The organism is Lentzea sp. NBC_00516, assembly GCF_036346835.1.
Classification (GTDB): domain Bacteria; phylum Actinomycetota; class Actinomycetes; order Mycobacteriales; family Pseudonocardiaceae; genus Lentzea; species Lentzea sokolovensis.
This window is the reverse complement of sequence record NZ_CP107840.1, coordinates 9,754,104-9,774,259: the sequence shown is the minus strand read 5'-3', so window position 1 is coordinate 9,774,259 and position 20,156 is coordinate 9,754,104. Positions and strand designations below refer to the sequence as shown.

General features: G+C 67.8%; 11 protein-coding genes. 7 read left to right on the top strand and 4 right to left on the bottom strand.

The annotated features are described in order from the left end of the window. Window position 1: 1 nt before the first annotated feature. Genes OG205_RS45505 through OG205_RS45495 form a run of 3 tightly spaced genes read right to left on the bottom strand, consistent with a single transcriptional unit; the run spans window position 2 to window position 6,353 of the window. On the bottom strand, window positions 2-3,601 hold the full coding sequence (locus OG205_RS45505; protein WP_330273936.1) for a hypothetical protein: 3,600 nt from the start codon (window positions 3,599-3,601) through the stop codon (window positions 2-4). Window positions 3,602-3,607: 6 nt separating this feature from the next. Continuing rightward, window positions 3,608-4,726 carry a restriction endonuclease-related protein gene (locus OG205_RS45500; RefSeq protein ID WP_330273935.1) on the bottom strand — a complete coding sequence of 373 codons (1,119 nt, stop codon included), beginning with the start codon at window positions 4,724-4,726 and terminating at the stop codon, window positions 3,608-3,610. Then, window positions 4,719-6,353 (bottom strand): PD-(D/E)XK nuclease family protein, encoded by a 1,635-nt coding sequence (locus OG205_RS45495; protein ID WP_330273934.1) that lies wholly within the window; start codon window positions 6,351-6,353, stop codon window positions 4,719-4,721. Before OG205_RS45495 ends, OG205_RS45500 begins: the two co-directional genes overlap by 8 nt. Before the next feature lie 20 nt (window positions 6,354-6,373). Between OG205_RS45495 and OG205_RS45490 the strand changes: the two genes are divergently transcribed. Together OG205_RS45490 and OG205_RS45485 are read left to right on the top strand one after the other, a co-directional pair. Next, window positions 6,374-7,681 carry a serine/threonine-protein kinase gene (locus OG205_RS45490; protein ID WP_330273933.1) on the top strand — a complete coding sequence of 436 codons (1,308 nt, stop codon included), beginning with the start codon at window positions 6,374-6,376 and terminating at the stop codon, window positions 7,679-7,681. Between the two features lie 394 nt (window positions 7,682-8,075). Beyond that, window positions 8,076-9,734, top strand: coding sequence for a hypothetical protein (locus tag OG205_RS45485; RefSeq protein WP_330273932.1), 1,659 nt, complete (start codon window positions 8,076-8,078; stop codon window positions 9,732-9,734). 80 nt (window positions 9,735-9,814) lie between these two features. On the opposite strand, the gene OG205_RS45480 is transcribed toward OG205_RS45485, so the two are convergent. Further along, complete coding sequence (locus OG205_RS45480; protein WP_330273931.1) at window positions 9,815-9,943, bottom strand: hypothetical protein; 129 nt, start codon at window positions 9,941-9,943, stop codon at window positions 9,815-9,817. A gap of 46 nt (window positions 9,944-9,989) precedes the next feature. Between OG205_RS45480 and OG205_RS45475 the strand changes: the two genes are divergently transcribed. Genes OG205_RS45475 through OG205_RS45455 form a run of 5 tightly spaced genes read left to right on the top strand, consistent with a single transcriptional unit; the run spans window position 9,990 to window position 19,791 of the window. Then, entirely contained in the window at window positions 9,990-11,705 is a 1,716-nt protein-coding gene (locus OG205_RS45475; protein ID WP_330273930.1) for a hypothetical protein, read from the top strand. Between the two features lie 35 nt (window positions 11,706-11,740). Next, window positions 11,741-12,925, top strand: a complete 1,185-nt coding sequence (locus OG205_RS45470; protein WP_330273929.1) for a TIGR02679 family protein — start codon at window positions 11,741-11,743, stop codon at window positions 12,923-12,925. A 19-nt stretch (window positions 12,926-12,944) separates the two neighbouring features. Next, entirely contained in the window at window positions 12,945-14,501 is a 1,557-nt protein-coding gene (locus OG205_RS45465) for a TIGR02677 family protein (protein WP_330273928.1), read from the top strand. Further along, window positions 14,498-15,730 carry a TIGR02678 family protein gene (locus OG205_RS45460; RefSeq protein WP_330273927.1) on the top strand — a complete coding sequence of 411 codons (1,233 nt, stop codon included), beginning with the start codon at window positions 14,498-14,500 and terminating at the stop codon, window positions 15,728-15,730. Before OG205_RS45465 ends, OG205_RS45460 begins: the two co-directional genes overlap by 4 nt. Next, complete coding sequence (locus OG205_RS45455) at window positions 15,727-19,791, top strand: TIGR02680 family protein (RefSeq protein WP_330273926.1); 4,065 nt, start codon at window positions 15,727-15,729, stop codon at window positions 19,789-19,791. Before OG205_RS45460 ends, OG205_RS45455 begins: the two co-directional genes overlap by 4 nt. Window positions 19,792-20,156: the final 365 nt, after the last annotated feature.

Sequence of the window (20,156 nt, the reverse complement as noted above, 5' to 3'; positions counted from 1 at the left end):
ATCAAATCCTCTCGGGGAGGTGCTCGGCCTGCGGCGCTGGCTGGTCGAGCAGCCTGCACAACGCGCCGTGGACGGGCTGGTAGAGCTTGCGCACCAACTCAGGAGCGGCCGGGTCCTCGGTGCCGGCGAAGACCGTCCAGTCGGCGTGCGGCGAGAAGTAGGGAGCGAGGACGTCCCGCATGGCGACCAATAGGCTGGTTCGGTCCGTGTCAGGACGGATCCGGCGCCCTTCGGCGGCTCCGGGCGCTTTGGCCAGCGCGAGGTTGGGCGCGAACTTGGCGTCGACGAACACCACCCTCGCCGGTACACCACCGCGCACGAGTCGGCCGATCACCTGCCACATCGTCACCAGCTGGTCCCACGCGAACGAGCGCCGTTCGGCCGGTGGCAACGCCCGGTAGATGTACCGCCGGACGAGCAGCCGGCCCCACCGGCTCCGTGCGAGCTCCCGGAACTCCTTCCCCGCCTCGTCGAGGGTCTTGCCGGCCACGAACTCGTCGAAGGACCTGAGCGTCCTGTCGTCACGGGGCTCTCCAGCGAACCCGCGCACGAACCGGGCTGCCCAGTCGTTGATGGCGAAGACGGACAAGCTGATGTCACCGGGCACGGGGTGTGGCCTGGCCAGGAACATCACGGTGCCGAACGCGGCTTTGCGTTGCCAGTTGAGGATGTTGTGCCCGCGTTCCAACGCGAGCAGCGGTGCCACCAGCACGAACGCGTCCGGGTCGTTCGCGAACGAGGCCACGTCGCCTCGCCGGATCGCGCCTGGGCCGGAGTCCCCGTCCCCCGTGGCCTCCTCGAGGTCGGCGTTGTCGGCGATGAGCACTCGAACGTGCGCGTGCCACTCCTTGATGCCGTCGAGTTGACGCGCTGCGACCTCAGCCTCGCGATAGCTGCCCACGAGGAGCAGAATGCGACGCCGGCTGTGCTCGATCGCATCGAATTCCCGTCTCAGCGGGCTCAAGCCATCCGACTGAGGGCGCCCGAGAAGGTTGATCATCTTCCGCAGCACCGACGGACGGACGTCAGGGTCCTTGCCGGACAGGCTGATCGGCCTGTTCTCCTCGTCGTACAGGAACAGCGTGTCGAACGAGGACTGGAGAACTGCCGCGAGAGACTCGTCAGAGGGCCTGAGCACGGTGCGTACCGGCACCGGAACATGAGCACGGGTCGAGGTTCCAGCCCAACTGGTGCCGGACATCAGGACGACGTGCGGGCCTCTTCGACCCTGAGCCCGGTCCGTCCCCACGTTCGTCAGAGTGGCCAGGAGCTCTCTTCCGGATCCGGCGCAGCGGAAGAACCGGAGGGTTCCCGTCACCTTCGCCTGCTCCTCGCGCTCCTTGCCGTTGTCTGGCAGGTACTGGAACCCGAGCACGTTGCCCATCGGTGCTTCGGGCACGAGCGGGAGGTAGTCGAGCGGTGGCCGGCGCACCAGCTCGTTGTCCGTGGATTCGAGCCGAAGCGCGGCTTCCACCTGCGGCCACAGGAAAGTCAGGCGGTCCAGCCGCTGATGCAACGCCGCCAACATCAAGGTGAAGTGCAGCTTGCGCACCGTGAAGCCGTCCGGCTCGTCGTCGGCGTCCGCTGATCCGTAACGCAGCAGCTTCACCAGCGCGGCGACTTTTCGCCGGGCACCGCGCGGCTCCTGGGTGATCAGCAGATGCTGAACGACCGAGGCCATGTCGTCCGCTAGTGAGTCGTGTGGGCCGTCATCACCTGTCGGGTCGTCCCGAAACTGGTCGAAAGCCGCTTCGATCGTCCTGCGTCGCGACGGCGGCTCGTCGCTGACCGCTCTGGGACGAGCATCGGACTCCTCGTCCTGAAAGACCTCGTCGTCCCACAACTCGTCGTCGTTCTCGCGACCGAACTCCGCGGACGGGCTTTCCGGGAACCACTCGTCGAGGACCTTCTTCTGCAAGGTCCAGGAGTTGAAGAACCTGACCCCGACCCACTTGCGCATGTCCTTGTCGTCGTTCAGCACCGGAAAGAGCCGGTTCGTCGCCAGCGACGCCACGGACAACGAAGCCTCCCAGTCCGCGACGCCGTAGTCAGACAGCTGGATGCGGCCGTCGCGGGCCAGTTCGCGAATGTTGTGCACGTGCAGGAGGTCGAGCCACGACGTGTCCGACCCCTTGGTCACCAACGTGGCCGAGGGAGCGAACATCTCGTCGAGGTTCATCATGACCCGGTCGGCCTCGTCCACGATGACGATGTCACTGCGCAGGCACGCGAGTTCCAGGTGTCGCAGCTTGTCTCCACTGACGTGAGACGACACCGGGCTCGTCACCAGCGACGCCATGTTGGCGATCCAGATGTCCGCGGTGGGGAGAGCGCGAGCCGCGTGGTTGCGCGGGCAGCCGTGCCACAGTGGACATCCGCGTGCGTCACGACGTTCAGGCACCTGTTCGCCCTCTTCGTCCGCGTCCTCGGAAACCGGATAAAGATCGTGACAGGGCGCGTCGAGCAGGCTGGGCGCCGTTAGGGCCGTCTGCGGTCTCGTCGCGTCCAGCGGACAGGCAGTGCTCAACGAGTCGAACCCGTCGTCCGCGCAGTGGTGCAGGACTGAGGTTTTGCCCTGCGCGGCCAAGCGGCGGTGCAGACTTTGCACGTGTCGTCCCCTGGTCGAATGCCCGATGACGGGCGCAGCCGCTCCTTCTCCCAACAACGCGCGAAAGTAGGTCGTCAGCTTCAGCTGCTCCGCGACGTCGCCCACGACGAGCGTGACGCGCAGCTTCTGCCTCCGTCTCGCCGCCCACACCGCGATCAGGGTCATGAGAGTGCTCTTGCCGGCGCCGACCATGCCCACCATGTGCAGCATCCCGTCGAGCCGCAGTTCCTGGTCGTCCTCCTGGAATCCGGAGCCATCGCTCGCCCAGTTGTCGAACTTCACGTTCTCCAGGTCGGCTGACCAGTCCCTCACGGGGAACGCCGGATATTCGGCATTGATCTCCCGTTCGCGCTGTTCCATCCACTTGGCGATCCGTTTCAGTTCCTTCCTGGGGACGGAGACCGGACAGCCGTTGGACCGCGTCGGCCGGTCGACCCGGTGCCGGACTTCGACGACCGGCAGCTCGGTCAGCTCATCGGTGATGGTGATGTGGGCGCGGTTCCCTTTCTCGAAAAAGTAGTGCGGTCCTGGTTCCGCCAGGCGCACCTGATCACTGACCAGTCCGGGAAGCTCGCGCAGCGCGCGATCGTAGACATCCGTGCGGTTCTCGGCCGAGGACAGCTGGATCGGACGGGCCGGGCCGAGATCCGCGGGCACGTCGAAGCCCCGCAGCGCGACATCGAGTCTGCGGTAAGCCTTGAGCGCCTGCCGCCAGACATGCCGGCGACGCAGTCCGACCAACCGATGTCGCGCACATGTCAGCATCCACTCGTGATCCTCAGTGGACGCCAGGCCGGCAGCCCGCGCGAAGGGGTATCCGCTGAACAGGGTCCACGCGCCGGCCGCGGGTTCATCCGGGCTCAGCCGGTACAGCAGGTGGAGTCCCAGTTCGACCTGACACAGCAGTGACGGTGAGATGCCGTCCTCGGCATCAGGCCAACGCTCCCGCAGTTTCCGAGTGACCGGCGCGTACCACCGGTTCCGGTCTCGCATGCGTCCTCACCATTCCTTCAGGTCGCCGAGGCGCGACCTCGCTTCGCTCAGGACCTGGTCGCACGTGCGGAGGAGAGCGCCTCGCGCCGCTCCTCCGGCGAAGTCCGCGAACGAGTCGCGATAGCCGGGATTCCCCATGACCCGGTGATCAGGTACGACCCAGACCGCCACGTCCACCGGCAACACAGATCCGCTCAACGAACCCGTGGCGTGCCCCAGCAGAGCTGCGTTCTCCCAATCAACGACGCGCAGTCCCCAGGTCTGTCCGTCGGGAAACGAGATCTTGAGATCGCACGCGCCGAAGTCCGGCCACAGCTCGACCTCGCCATCGTCGGGACTCAGCCCCATCGCGCTCAGCCGTTCGAACAGGGCAAGGGTCACCCGCCCTGGCGCCCCCACGAACTGGCGATGCCATCGATCCAGTTGGGACAGTTCCCCGTGAGGTGCGGCCCAGACTCTGCCTGTGACACCGGCATCTCGGATCCTGCACTCGCGCCTCTCGCACCACCAGTCCGTCTCCAGCGGCATCATCAGATGTCCACAGCCAGGACATGAGCGGCACACGCCACGGTCGTAGAACCGAATCGGCACCTGGTGGTACAGCCTCGGGATCATGGTGTCGAGCTGACCGAGTCCGCTGGAACACCACGCTTCGGTCAGGCCCGCGTTGTCCAGCACCGGCCTCTGCGCGAGCAGACGCCGCAGATTCTTGTAGGACGCCTGGTCGCGCTGCATCCGGGCGGCCAACGCCGCTTCGTCGATGACCGCGACGGCCTTGCGGAGAGGGTCCGACGATGCGCTGACCAAGGCGAGTTCGTAGCAGAGTTCCGTGAGCACACCGGCTTCACCGTCCAACAAGAAGCTTTCCTCGTCGAACAAGCCTTCGGGCGTGGCCAGCGGCCACTGCGGCAACGAGCGTTCGTGGCACCACTTCACCATTCCGGGCAAGCTGTTCGGAGGCTTGGCCTCGTCCAGCAGACAGCGCAGCACGACCTCGTTGAGCGTGCGTTGAGCCAGAAGCGGGTACGGATGCTTGAACGCTGCAGGGTCAGGAATTTCGTCGAGTTCCACGAGCATGCGCGCGATCGAACCGAACAACCCCAGGTCGACGTCACCATCAATCACTGGCGCTCTTCTCCGCACCTTCACTCGTTCGTCGCACGTGTTCCCTGCCTTCGGGGCACCACCTGAGGACTTCGCAACTTCGGCAGTCCCTGCCGGGAGAAGCCTCGAACCTGGTGTCCGCGAGAAGCGGAACGAGAAGGTCCTGGACGACGCTGCGCGCCTCGGCGACCACCGCCGGCTGCGACACGTCGAGTTCCTCCACCGCACGGTCGTCGACCTGGAGATGTTCCAGCTCGACACGACCGCTGGACGTTCGCGAGTCCACCGCCCCCACAGCGAGGAACAACACGCCGAGGGCCAACTGCGGGTATCTGCGGAGCAGGGAGCGCCCTACCCAGAGCGGTTTGCTCGAAGTCTTCGTCTCACGCCAGACCCAGCCTCCGTCCTCGACGTAGAGCAGGTCCGGAGTCCCGACGAAGACGACGTCGAGATGCGCGTCATACGCGGAAACGGTCCGCTGAACCTGAGGCAGGCTGTCCACTTCACTGGTCAGCGGACACGAGCCCGAATGTTGCGCGAGCATCCTTCCTGCCCGATCACGCTGTTCAGCGGCGAGCTCGATCGTCGAAAGCGGCCAGGAGTCATCTGGCCGGCATCGGACGGCGCCAACGCCGCCATGTCGCTTGTTGAGCAACGCGTCGACCCCACGTCCGAGCGTGATCTGGGTCCCCTCGACCCAGTTCGGATCCCGCAGCTTGAGTTGCCTGACGAGGTGGTACTTCTTGGGACAGATGGAATAGGTGCGCAAATCCGTCGCCGACACGGTCCTGGTCCGCAGAGCCCGGGAAGGTGCGAGATCAGGCAGGAGACGAACCCGCACAACTGATCCGCAGTCCGGCAACTCCCCACACCCAGCACAGTCACCGCCGGGGACTCGTACATCGGTGTCGATGACGGCGGCGAGCGCTTCCTTCGCCGCGTCGGCGAAATACTCCCCCACTTCGACGCCGGAGCGCTGGTCGAGCACGCGCGCTTGTCCGGTGCCCCCGAACCCGACCAATCGGACGAGCCGCGGCATGGCCGCGCCCACCTTGCTCGTGGAGACACCCGGCACCTGCCCGTGAGCGGCGACGTAAGCGCCCAACGCCAACTGAGCGACAGATCTGTCCTTCACCGCGCCCAACGACAGCAACCAGATCTCCCGCACCGAGCCGTCCGCGGACTCGTAGCGACGCCCCCAGCAGAACCGTTCGTAGATCCTGAAGCCGCGTCGATCGACGCGGTTCAACTCTGTGCGCACCACCCACTCCCCGCGTACCGGAATCGGACATGACGGCCCCTGCCGGGCGAGGTGGGTGTCGCGCGCCGCCAGGTAAGCCTTGACCAGGTCGATCGTCCAGTCGACGAGTCCGGGGTGAACGAGTTCACCTCGGAAGTAATATTCTTCCCGAGTCAGAACAACTCTCTCCAGAACTCGCTCCATTCCGCGAGTGCCGAATTCCACTTGGTCCAGCAAGTTCATCAACGGCCCGAGCGCGAAGTCGACGAGCAATCCTCCGCCAGTTTCCATCCGACTTGGCCACGAACGTCCCCCACGGACCTTCACAGCCCGAGCGGTGGGGCACCCTCCCTTGCCGAGATGCAGATCGGACAACCCGATTCGAATATCCGCAGGCTCGCGCTTCAACTCGTCATCCTCGCAACGTCGTGCGCATCCGAACACTAGCCACCTCACCCCCGCGGAAACTCGGCGAGACAAGGCGACGGCATACTAGCGGCCACTTCGATCACCTTGGCAACCCGCTCGCTGAACACCCGGATCCGGATCACGCAGAAAGGCCAGAAGTGCGGAAGGGCGACATCCTCGACGACACCTACGTACTGCGGAGACCACTGGGGGAAGGGGGCATGGGCCGCACGTTCCTCGCCGAGGACGTGCGATCCGCACAGCCCGAGACCTGGGTCGTGGTCAAGACGCTCAAAGAGGAGCAGCTGCAGACCATCACCGACCAAGCGCGCACCAGGGCACTCGGAAGGTTTCGACGCGAGTCCCTCATGCTGCGAGGAATCCACCACGGCAACATCCCCAACGTGTTCGCCGTCAACGAATTCCGCGGCTTGCCCTACTTCGTCATGCAGTACATCAACGGCACCTCACTGTCAGACTATTTGCTCAACAATCATCCACCTCGCCGAGAAGAAGCCGTAGCCCTGGGAATCCAGGTCACGCGAGCGCTCAGCGCGACCCATGCGGCTGGCGTGGTTCACCGGGACCTAACACCGGGAAATATCATGATCACACATCGCGGATGGGTCTACCTCATCGATTTCGGCATCGCGCTGCCCCTCGACGGAGACCCCACTCGCTACACCGGAAGTTTCGTTGGAACTCCCGGATACGTTGCACCGGAACGGATAGCGCACCCCGAAAAGAGAGCTCTCCCGCCGGCCGATCTCTACAGCCTCGGTTGCGTGCTCTACCTGATGCTCGCCCGACAGCTCCCGTTCTCCGAGGAGACGAATCCCACCAAAGACGTCGGCGCGCAACACCTGGAAGACATCCCCGCCCCGTTGCCCCGCGACGTACCCGCCCCGCTGAACGACCTCGTGCTCGGACTGCTGGCGAAGTGCGCCGACGACAGACCGGCCTGCGACGAGGTGATCACCACGCTGGCCGACTACGCACCTCGACCTGGCGATCACGAGCCCAATCCCAGCTTCGACCCCGATCTCACCCTGCCGTTCCGATTCCCGGGAGAGGTCCATCCACCCGAAGCAGGTCACCTGCAGCGCGGACCGAGCACCAGGAGATTCGACCGTGGACGCTCATCGGGCTTCATCTCTCCCGATGACGTCGCCCAGCGGATACGACAGGCGGAGGACCTCGCGAGCACCGGCGACACCAGCGCGGCGAAGGGGGTGCTGACGGCGCTGCTCGCCGAAGCGGTTCCAGCCTTCGGCAAACGCCATCACATCGTCCTCCAGGTCAAAAGCGCACTGATCGACCTGGATTGACGAGCACAGCACCAAGGCTCGCGTGCAGCGGCAGCGCCGGGGCACATCTGGGCAATTTTGGATTCAAACAGATTCACCCGAGCAAGCCGTCTGTCAACCCCTTCGGAGGCGAAGACGCCAATCGAGTGAAACCCTCCGCTGCCGTTAACATCGCGGCCAGGCTCTGCGACCTCCAGGCACGGAAGTCAACAGCACGCTGCAAAGCGTTCTCATTCGATCAGCAGGTGTACCGATGAGTGCTGAGCCGAGAGCCTTCGCCTGGACGACTGTTCACCCGTACATCTCGGTGACCGTTCTTCAATGCACGGCAGACAATCTCGCCATCGCGTTTGATGGCCTCAGGAAGCAACTCCTGAAGCCGCGTCGTGCCCATACCGGACGCCAAGTCGCAGTCGTGGCGTCCGGTGCCGAGTACGACCTCGGAGAGGACGTCGACCAACTGACCGGATTCGTCACGGAACTGCGCGACCGTCCCGCCTGGGCGACGGAGGAAGCAGGCTTCGAGGACACGGAACACGTCCTGACTGTCGCGCTGCGACGCCGGCGACTGGTGGCGGTGCGGTGCGACGAAGCGACAGAGCGACGACTGCAACGCTGGTTGGACAAGGCGCCGAGACCGCCGTTCACCCGCATCCCCGCGCGGGCGCTGGAAAGCGCGTTGCACCGGGGCGACGCCAAGAGTCTCTGGCTGCGTGGCGTCCATCGCCCGCGCACCACGAAACCGGACATCATGAACACAGGTGGCCTACGGCTGCAGGACGCGATCAACCCAGCCGAGAGCTCGACCTACGCGGTGGGTGCGGCCCGATCCGAACTTCCCGATTCACCGGACCGACAGGCCTTGACAGGCACCATCGGCAGCGCACCGGGCTCGTCGTCCGTCTGGCTGAGACCTTCGTCCGACTTCGCCGACTTCCTGGCAGCGGTGGTCGAACTGCTGGAACTGATCGAGAAAGAACTGGCTGCGGGCTCGAGCGACGAAGCGTTCCCTCACTTCGCCCGGGAAGTCTTTGATCTCACCGCGGTGACCGGGGCATACGAAATCAGCGCAACGCCCGCGGCCCTGCTACCACCCTCTGCGGACGACGAACTGTTCCAGGCCGCTGAGCTGCTCGAGGACGCGCTGCTCGACGTGGCGCCACGGCCGCGGTCAGCAGGCTTCACCATCGACGTCGGGTTGAACGGCAAGATCAGTGGTCGATTGAGGGGAAAGCCGATCCCGTGCGATCCGGGCTTCCCACTGGACATCGGGTACGACGACGGCACCCCCGCCGATCCGGAACCGGTGAAGCGGGTGCTGGGCGCGCTGCAGTACGCGAACGAACTCGCCCGCGTCTACTACAGCTCCGGTCACGTGATCGCGGACGGGCGCATCTGGGAGAACCGCCCGCGCGACTTCCCGTTCCCCGGCTGGAGCTTCGAGGACTTCGGTGCTTACCAGATCGATCAGGAGAAGCCTCCGTTCCCGGCAACGCAGGAGATCCACGACAAGATCGCAGAGAACAACGACAGGTCTCTCTTCACGTGGGTCGTCGACAACCACAGCGACGGCTGGTTGATCTGCGACGACGGTCCAGGCGAGACCGCGGACTTCGTCTACGTGCCGGCCGACGGCTCCGTCCTCAAGCTCATCCACGTGAAGGGAGCGAGCAGCCGGTCCCAAGCCAGGCGGGTGGCACTGGGACCGTTCGAGGTCGTCGTCGCGCAGGCTCTGAAGAACCTCGTCTACACCGACCGCGATCTCCTGCTGAAGAGGCTTTCGAACACCACCCTCGAACGTCCGGCCTGTTGGGATCTCGGAAAGCGCACGGCCTCGAGAGACGAGTTTCTCGACGCACTGAGGTTGATCGATTCCACGGCCCGAACCGAAGTCGTCATCGTGCAACCTCACCTGAGCAAGGCGATCAACGATCGTCTGAGAGGACAGGACGCGCCCTCCGCACCAGTTGAGGATCTTCTCCGGCTGCGACTTCTCGACGAGTTGCTGAACGCCGCACGATCCACTGTCACCGAGGTCGCCAACGAACTCGTCGTGATCGGCAGCCTCAAGTAACAACGGTGGTGAATGGTCAAATGACGGCCTCCGGTCGCTGAACACTTGATGTACCGGACTCATCCGCCTCGCCGCCACGATCAGCCAGGCACCGGCATCCCTTGCGAGATACTGCTGCGATCCTCGATCTGCCCGTCCAGAGCAGCGACGCTGCCAGCCTGCCGCGCGAATCGTGCACGGTACGTGGTCTCGACCTGGTACTCGCCCACGATGAAACGCTGCGGTCGTTTGTGCCCGACCAGTACCGTGACTCTCATGTTCGACGCCTACTCCCAGAACGACCTGCTGCTGTCGATGTTGACGACCATCGCAGGCGAGAAGGTCGACCTGAAGGTCGCCGAGAAGGCGTTCGCGGCGACCAGGGGTGACTTCCGGGCGAAGTTCACCGCCGCGATGGAGACGCGGATGGCTCAGTTGGCAGTGCCCGAGGTGTTCGTGGAACTGCCACTGGATCCGGCGGTGCTGCTCAAGGCAGATCTGGAGAAGCTGGTACGCCCTGTGGCGGCCAGCTTCCTCCGCTCGCATCCGAGCAAGGACGAACTGCTTGACCAGGCGACGCGCATCCGCCTGAGACAGGAACGGCGCCCCGCCTGGATTCCCCGCCTGGACACCGACCGCCGTCCCATCCCCTCGCGCCCCTCGTCCGGTGATGACGAAACGCCACCGGAACGGCTGCTGGTGGTGGCCACGCTGCCCGAACTCGGCGAGGTGACCGTCCGGCTTCCCGAGTCCTGGGCGGAACGTCCCGAACTGTCGATGTCCCCTGGCGGCATCGGCGAGTGGGAGGCCGCGTTGTTCGCCCTCCTCGGTGTGGCCGGCGAGCCCCCGCCTTCGGAGACGATCACCATCGACGCCTCCGCGAACGAGGCCCTGGTGCCTGAGGACGTGCGGTGGTGGTCAGCGACGACGCCCCGGTCCATGGCTGCTACGGAGGACTGCGGTGTGGCGAGCGAACTGCTCGCGACGAGCGATGTACTGGGCGGAGTGCGGGTCACGGACGACTGTCCCGAAGCACGTGACGTCGTCGCCGAAGCTTTGCTGAGCGCCGGCGACTGGAGGTACAGCCCGCGGTGGTCGCTCACGAGTTGGACGCCCGGTGACGGCACGCCCACGGCGTCCGTCGCTCGCGCCGCCATGGCCGGATGGGCGAACGAACACCGCAGCGGTGTGCTCATCCACGTCTACGGCGGCGCGGCGAGCGGCAGCGACGGCCTGTTCAGCACTCCGATGCCCCTGCACAGCTATCTACTCGCCGTCACCCGGTCCGCACAGGGCGATGACACCGTCGAAGCGGTGCACAGGATCGCCCTGTCGTGCCCAGGAGAGCAGTGGTGCCACGGGGGCGGCTGTCCCGATGTCGACTTCTTCGAGGCGTCAGTGCTGCTCACTCCGATTGTGACCGCGGGGCACGCGGCAGAGGCCGCCGCGGCCGAGGAGTACTTCCGGCTGTTCTACGGCGACGGAAACGGAGACGGCTACCCCGACACCGTCCTCGAACAACTCTCGATGATCCTTCTGGGCGCCGGGTGGGTGGAGTTGGAGGAGTCCGAATGGGAGGGTGGCGTCCAGGAGTCACTGCTGCGCCGGGGCGCGCACTGCGTCCTGGCCTCCTACGATCCCGTGACGCGGCAGGTCTGCCTGGCCGACGGCAGAAACGAACTCGAGCTCACCCTGGACCTGCTGTCCGACGACGGAATCCTCGGCGATGACGGAATCGACCACGACGCGGGCAACGAACGCTGGAATGCGGACCTGCTCACGGCGGCCGACGACTACCTCAAAGGCCGGCTCAGCGAAGTGGTCCAGCTGGCCACCGCGATCCAGGTCACCGTTGTCGGGCTCCACCCGAGCGCTGATGGGACGCTGCGCGGACCGCTCTCGGCCGAACTGGCCGAACGTCAGCTCCACGCGCTCGCCTGCACCGCCGGCCTGCTGACACCGGTGGACGGCGAACAACCCGGTGACTCGTGAAGCGCGCGTTGGACAGGCTCGGATCACCTGCCCTCATGCCCTTGTGGAAGGCCGTGCACGACCGGATGTCGTCCGGCCGTCAGGTCAGCCGGGTGAAGACCGGCCCTCTCGACGAAGAGCAACGGGCAGCTGTGGCCGATCTGCTGGGAACCGATCGCCTGCCGGGCGAGTACGCGACGGTGTCGGTGGCCGCACTCGATGAGGTGCTCCTGTCCGCGGTCGGCGCCGGGGCACGGGAGGTCGTCGTCGCCCTGCTGGGACCGCTGGACGACCGGGCGGGACAGCGGGCACTGGCCGACGCCGCCCGCGCCGAGCTCTGGACGTGGCTGGACACGCATGCCGTGGTCACCGCGCAACCGGCGTTGCGAGGATGGGCGGACTCCGTCCGGCGGGCTGGGCTCGTCGCTAGGTCTGTCGAGCGCACCAGGAATGAACTTGAGCGTGCCTTGCGCGTTGTTGCCGCGTTGCCGGCGGCAGGTGTGCCACTGCCGGTGCTCGCGGAGAACCTGCTTGGCGATCCGCACTCCCTGGACGAAGGGACACGGGGCTCGGGGCTGGTCCTTCGGGCGCTGGCGGAGTTGCACGGTGTGGAACTGCCGGAGAACGCCCAGGAGCGACGGGCGCTGTGGGAGAGCGCCGGGGTGGTCGCGGACGAGCTCTCGTCGGTCGTTCTGGCCGCCGGGCTGCGGTTGGGCGGTGTCGGTGGCCGGGTCCTGGGGATGTGCGCGGACGCGGGGCACGTCGCGGCGCTGACGTTGGCGCAGGTGCGGGCCGCCTCGTTCGTCGGCGCGCCACGGGAGGTGTGGGTCTTCGAGAACCCGAGTGTGCTCGCGGTGGCGGTCGCCCGGTTCGGGCCTTCCTGTCCGCCGATAGTGTGCACGTCGGGGTGGCCCAACAGCGCGGTGATCGCCCTGCTGCGCGGGCTGGCTGTGGAAGGTTCGGCGCTGCGCTACCACGGTGACTTCGACGGCGAGGGCGTGCGGATCGCCGCGCACGTGGTCGCACGCACTGGGGCCACACCGTGGCGCATGGCGACCGACGACTACCTGCGGGCGCTGGGTGACGGCACTCCGGTGGGACGGGTGACCGAGGCGCCCTGGGACGACGGGCTGGCGAACGCGATGCGCGAGCACGGGTCGGCGGTTCCGGAGGAGCGCGTCACCGCTCACCTGCTGGAGGAGATCGAGGAACGCGGGCGGACTGTCGGTGGTCTGCCGTAGCGTGGTCGTTTGAGGGAGGATGATCACCTTGGCGGCCATGCGCGTGCCGGCGGAGATGTTCCGGTTCACCACGGGCGAGCGGGCGGAGCTGTACGTCGCGGTCCTGCAGGCGTTCGGTGAGGCCAACGAACGGCTGGAAACGGCTCTGGGGCTGGACGACGTGCGGTCGAGACTTCGCTCCGTCGGCTGGCTCGACCCGCTCGACGACCAGGATCTCACCGACGCGCTGGGCAGTCTGCGCGGCTGGGGGCTGCTCGACGTCACCCAGAACCACGCCGAGAACTACCGGACCGCCGACGAGTACGAGCGGCGCAACGTCCAGTACTCGCTGACCAGACGAGGCGAGGCCGCACTGGCCGGCGTGGTGCACGCGGTGGGCGTGCTGGCCTCGACCGGCGCGCTCCAGACCGCCGTGCTCGACGCGATCGCGGACAGGCTCGCCGAACTGGCCGCGCACCTGGGTGACCCCGCCGCTCCGGATCGCCGGGTGTTCAGCACACTGGTCGAACTCGAAGGCCACCTGGAAGCCTTGCGTGGCAACACGAAGCAGTTCAACGGTGAACTCCAGCGGCTGCTGCGCACCGAAGGTGCCGACCAGGACACCTTTCGTGAGGTCAAGGCGGCGACCGTGGCCTACCTCCAGGAGTTCACCACGAATCTGGAGCAGCGCACGCACGCGATCGCCGGCCGGATCGCCGTGGTGGAGGACTACGGCATGCCTCTACTGCATCACCGGGCGCTGCTCGGGGCCGAGCTCCCGCCCACCGCGGGCGAAGGCGCGGACGTGGCGTGGCTGGAGCTGCGCAGGGCCAGGTGGGAAGGGGTGCGGGCGTGGTTCCTCCCGGTGGACGGCAGCACACCCCGTGCGGAGCAGCTGTTCGCGGTCGCACGGCGCGCGATCATCGCGTTGTTGCAGGTCCTGGACCGGATCACCGAGTCCCGGCGCCGGTCGACCAGTGCGGCGGCCGACTTCCGCGAGCTGGCCCGCTGGTTCGCCGCGGCGCCCTCGGAGGAAGACCTGCACCTGTTGTGGGCCACGGCTTTCGGCTTCGGTTCGGCCCGGCACGCCCATCTGGCGCACGCCGACCCCGAGCTGGTCAGCTCGTCGGCCGGGTGGTCCGAGGCGCCGCCCGTCGAGGTGTCCGCTCTCCTGCGCAGCGCGGGCCGGACGGAGAGGTTCAGCCGCACCGGGCGGGTGCGCGACGTGGCGGCGGTCAAGGCGGCGCGTGCCGAACGGGCTCGTGCCGAACGGGCCGCGCTGAAAGCCGCCTGGGACCGGCTGGACACCGGAGGCGGTGTCCAGCTCTCCCGGTTCGCGCGACTGGAACACGAGGTGCTCGAACGGCTGCTGGAGCTGCTCGGACGAGCACTGGCCGCGACACCGGACCAGCACGGCGTTCACCGGACCACCACGGGCGACGGACGGGTGGAGATCCTGCTGACCCCACCGCGGGAGTACCGCGAGCACGCCGTGATCCGGAGCCCGCGCGGAGTGTTCGTCAGCCCGGACTACGACGTCGAGATCCGCGCACAGGGTGGCCGCGCGACACGGCCCCGGGAAGCGGGGGTGGGATGAGCAATCTGGCGAACCAACTGGTCATCGCCGAGCGCGAGGAGGTCGCGCGGGCGATCCGCCTGCTCCTCGCCGCACCGCTGATCACTGCCAGGACCGCACCGGCAACCTTCGACCTCGTGCGCAGGCGGCAGACTCCGGTCGAGAAGTGGTTCGACTACTACTGCGGGTGGTCGCTCGTCGTCGAGCCGCGTCTGGGATACGCCCGGCTGGCCAAGATCAGGGTCGCCACCGATCCCACCCGTCCGGCACGACGGCACCGCGGCGGCCGTGCCCCGTTCGACCGCCGCCGGTACACGCTGATGTGCGTGGTGGCCGCCGAACTGCTGGCGATTCCGGTGACCACCATCGGGCTGCTGGCGGATCGCGTCGTTCAGGCGTGCGCCGCGGACCCCGCGTTGCCTCGGTTCGACACGGCCAGTCGTGCCGAGCGGATGGCGTTCGCTGACGCACTGCGCCTGCTGGAGTCGTCCGGCGCGGTCGAGGTGGTGGACGGTGCCACCGACGCGTACGTGGACTCCGCCGCGGCGAAGGTCCTCTACCGGGTGGATGCCACGCTGCTCATGCGCATGCCCGCGGCTCCGGTCGGCGCCTCGCAGGTGGCGGTGCCCGCCGAGGAGGTCCCGCTGCGCTTCCCCGAGCTGCTGACGAAGCTGTCCCGCGAACGACGTTACGGGGACGCCGACGACGAGGTGTCCGACGCGCGACGCAATCTGCGGCTGCGGCACTCGGTGTTCCGCAGGCTGGTCGAGGACCCGGTCGTGCATCGCGACGAGCTGACGCCCGCGGAACTCGCCTACCTGGAATCCCCGACCGGCGGGCAGCTCCTGCGCCGGGCCGCGGACCAGGCGGGTTTCGTGGTGGAGGAACGCGCGGAGGGTGTCATGCTGATCGATCCGGACGGCCTGGCCACCGACAGCCGGTTCCCGGACGACTCGAGCAACGCCAAGGTCGCCGCACTGCTGCTCCTAGACCGGATCGTGTCCGCGCCCGGACCTGTCGCCGTGGAACAGCTGCACGGCGAGGCCGACGCGCTGCTGAGTCGATTCCCCAAGTGGGCCAAGGGTTATCGCGGCGAGAACGGTTCCGGCCGGCTGGTCGCCGACGCGCTGGACGTGCTGGTCGCGTTCGGCCTCGTCCGAGCCGGCAACGGAGTCGTGCGAGCCCGTCCCGCGGCCGCCCGCTACGCGGTGACCCGAACCACCACCGACGACGTCGAGGACGAGCCATGACGGTGACCGAACTGCACAGCGCCGCCGGCACCGTCACGGAACCCGCCGCGGTGGCCAGGTGGACCCCGGAACGCGCCGGGATCCTGAACGTGTGGCGCTACTACGACGAGATCTTCCGTTTCCACAAAGGACGGTTGCTGTTGCGGGGCCCCAACGGCACCGGCAAGTCGAAGGCGCTGGAGCTGCTCCTGCCCTTCCTGTTCGACGCCAGCCTGCGCGCCAACCGGCTCTCCACGTTCGGCACGTCCGAGCGCACCATGCACTGGAACCTCATGGGAGACGGGACGTCCGGGACCACCAGGGTCGGCTACGTATGGCTGGAGTTCCGTTTCCCCTCCACCAGCGACTCACCGGACAGGTGGTTCTCCTGCGGCGCACGGCTGGCCGCGACCAGGCACACCACCACAGTGCACCCGGACTACTTCACCACCGAACTGCGCATCGGCTTGCCGGACGGCCTCTCGCTCACCGATCCCCACGGCGCGCCTCTCACGACCAAGGCCCTGGAAACCGCGCTCGGCGAGCACGGGGTGCTCCACCAGAACGCCGCGGACTACCGGGCCACCGTGCGCTCGACCCTGTTCCAGGGGTTGAGCGAACAGCGCTACGACGCGCTCATCACGGCCCTGCTCCAGCTCCGCACACCCAAACTCTCCCAGCGGCTCGACCCCGCGCTGCTGTCCGCGCTGCTGTCCAAGGCGCTGCCGCCGCTGGGTGACGCGGAGATCAGCGATCTGGCCGAGGGCTTCGAACGCCTGGACCGGCAACGTGAACAGCTCAACCGCATGGACGCGGAAGTCGAAGCGGCGCAGCGCCTCAGCGCGAGGCAACGCGCGTACGCGCAGCGCGTGCTGCGCGCCACCGCGGCGAAACTGATCGCCGCGACGACGGAGCTCGGCAACCTAGCGGAGGCCGCGAAGCTCTCGGCGGAAGAGCACGACGCCGCGGCGCTGCGCAAGCACGAAGCCGAAGTGCTCGACGGCCTGCTGGAACGGCGGATCGTCGACACCGAAGGACGGGTCCAGGGCCTGGTCGGTGGGGAGGCGTACCAGAAGGGCGAACAGCTCGACCGGCTGCGAATCCAGGTCCGCAAGGCGCGTGAGGCCGCCACGAAGAGACGTACCGAAGCGACCCACCATCGCGAGGCCGCCCAGACCGACGCGGAGGCCGCGGGCATCGCTGCCCAGCACGCACAGGCGCGAACCGAGACCACGGCGGCGCTGGCCGACGGCGCCTCGGCCGAGGCCGGCCGTGTCGGTCTGGTCTCCGTTCACGCGGAAATCTCCCGGTCGCTCGCCGACCCGTCACGCTCACGGGCCTTGCTGCGCGCCGCCGTGCAGGCACGGGGCGAACAGGTGGAGGCGGTGCGCGCCGCGTTGAGCGAGCACGGGAGCGCGGTCGCCGGCAGGGAGGAAGCGGAGCGGATCCTCGACGACGCCAGGAACACACTCGCGGAGGCAGCCGAACAACGCGTGCAACACAGCGACCGCCGCGAGGAAGCACTCGCGGACCTGCAAGCCGCCATCACGGCCTGGGCAGAAGGCTGCCACGAGCTCGCCTTCCCCCAGCCCGGCGCGCTGGCGGGCCTCGCCGCGTCGGAGACCGCCCTGCTGGGCGAGATCAACGCCGCCGCGAGCCGGGTGCTGGACGCCATCACCAGGGAGGAGACCCTGGCCGAAACAGCTCGGGGAGAAGCCGAACAGGAACGCGGCGCGCTACGCGAGGAGGTCCGCCGGCTGCTGACCGAACAGGACCTGCCTCCCCTGTCACCACGCACGCGCACCTCTGACCGCGCGACGATGACCGGCGCGCCGTTGTGGCGGCTGGTCCGCTTCGCCGACTCGGTGCCCGAGAACGTCCGCGCGTCGGTGGAGGCCGCGCTCGAGGCCTCGGGCCTGCTGGACGCCTGGATCGGCAACGACGGCGCGATCACCGGGCATGACACCTTCGCCGTGCCCGGCTCCGTCCCCGCGGCTCCAGGCCGATCGCTCGCCGAAGTGCTCGTGCCCGAGCCGGACGCGTCCGTGGCCGTCGACGTCGTCAACCGCCTGCTGAGTGAGGTGGCCTTCGGGACACATCTGCCGAACGGGCACCCCGCGGCGATCGGTGCCGACGGCGGCTGGCGGCTGGGCGCGGTGAATGGCACGTGGCAGAAGGCCGAGGCCGCGCACATCGGCGCGGTCGCCCGGCAACGGGCCCGGCAGTACCGGTTGGCCGGCCTGCGCGAGCGGATCACGTCGTCGGAGAAGCTCATCGAGGCGCACACCGCCACGCTGCGAGTACTCGCGTCACGGAGGTCGGCTGTCCAGGCCGACAGAGACGCACGGCCCGGCCACGCCGAGGCGAACGCGGCGCTGGAAGCGCTCACCAGGGCGGAAGCGGCGGTCTCCACCGCCGACGGTGTGGTCCGGCGCTCGCTCGACGCGCTGTCGAAGCACGAGCAACGCGTGGAACACGCCCTGCGCGAGCTGACCGCGACCGCGGCCGAACACGGTCTTCCCACCGAGCACAAGGCGCTCAGTGCCGTTGCGGGCGCCGTGAACGCCTTCCGCGCGGCCGCAGACGCGTGGATCGATGAGCACACGGCCCTGACCGCGGTGCGGCGCGAAGCCGACCGGACCGCCGAGCAGGAACAACGCTCGCGGCTCGCCGCCGAGCAGCGAGAGGACGAGGCGGACGAGGCCGAAGCCGTCGCAAGTGGGCTGGACAACGAGCTGGACGCGGTCGAAAGCACCATCGGCGTCGACTACCGGCAGGTGCTCGACGAGCTCCGCGCGCTGCGGGAGGAACTCGACGACGTCAAGCGCGAGGCGGCCAGGAACCGCAAGGAGATCAGCGTCTTGGCCGTGCGACTGGGTGAGCTGATCACCCGGCGCGCCACCGACGCGGCGGTCCGCGACAGCGCCACCGCCGTGCGCGACCAGGCGGCGGCCCGTTTCCGCCATCTGGCGAACGGCAGCTTCCCCGCCGACGGCGGCGTGCACGTTTTGGCCGCGTTCACCGGAGCTCTCAGGACGTCCACCGGTGTCCGGGCGGCCCTCGACGCTGCGAGGACGGTCGCGGCCGCGTGGCCGGCGCTGCCCCACTCGCCGAAGAACCTCGGCGACGCCGCGCATCGGCTGGCCGAGGAGGTGCACGCGTCCCGCGAGGTGCTCGGCGGTCGGGCTGACCTCGAACTCGACTCCGACGAGGACGTCCAGGTCTTCTCTGCCATGGTGGACGGGACACGCATCGGCGCGACGGCGTTGTTCGACAGGCTCCGATCCGACGCGGAACGCAGCCGGGAGGACATCACCGCACAGGAACGCGAGCTGTTCGACCGAACCCTCACCGGCGACACGCGCCGTCACCTCGCCGCCCGGATACGGCAGGCACACGAACTGGTCGACGGCATGAACGCTCGTCTGGAGCGCGTGCGCACGGCGTCCAAAGTGGCGGTGCGGCTGGTGTGGGAGGTCTCGCCCGACCTGCCGACCGGGACGAAGGCCGCACGCGACCTCCTGCTCAAGGATCCGGTGCGGTTGAACGAGGCCGATCGCGAGTCGCTGCACCGGTTCTTCCGCGAGCGCGTCGAGCAGGCCAAGGGCGACGAGTCCGCCGCAGGCTGGGAACAGCAGCTGGGGCAGGTGTTCGACTACACGGCCTGGCACCGGTTCGTGGTGAAACTCGACCGCATGAACGGCACGGGCTGGCAACCGTTGACCAAGAAGCTCCACGGAGCACTCTCTGGCGGTGAGAAGGCGATCGCCCTGCACCTGCCCCTGTTCGCCGCCGTGGCGGCCCACTACCAGGCGGTCGCCCTGGCACCTCGGGTCATCCTGCTGGACGAGGTCTTCGTCGGCGTCGACACCGTGAACCGCGGCCAGGTCTTCGAACTGCTGTCCGCACTGGACCTGGATCTCGTGCTCACCTCCGACCACGAGTGGTGCACCTACCGTGAACTGGACGGCATCGCGATCCACCAGCTGATCACGGGTGGCGACGGAGACGAGGCCGTCACCACCGCCCGGTTCGTGTGGAACGGGACCGAGGTGCTCGACGAGCGGGAAGCAGACGACTGACCTGTGGTCCTGACATGCCCACGAGAGTCGGCGCCGGCAGGTTCGACGGGGCCGGGATCGCGGTCGACGCTGCCCAACCCGAACAGGCCATCGCGTGATCGAGGAAGCGCCTGGCGGCTTCCCCTCGTCAGCGTGCATGAGAAGGGAATACCAAAGCGTGCCCACGTCGCGCCAGTTGAACGACGACAAGGCCTTCGTGGCAACTTCGACCACGCTTTCCGGGTCGCGGCCGCGATTCGCCGACAGCACCACGCAGGTCGCGCTGAGTCGCTCGCCCGGGACCGGAACCCTTGCGGCACAACGGCATAAGCACCCTGCCTGGGGCTTCCCGCGACATGGACCAGACCGTCGAGGTCCGGCCCGAT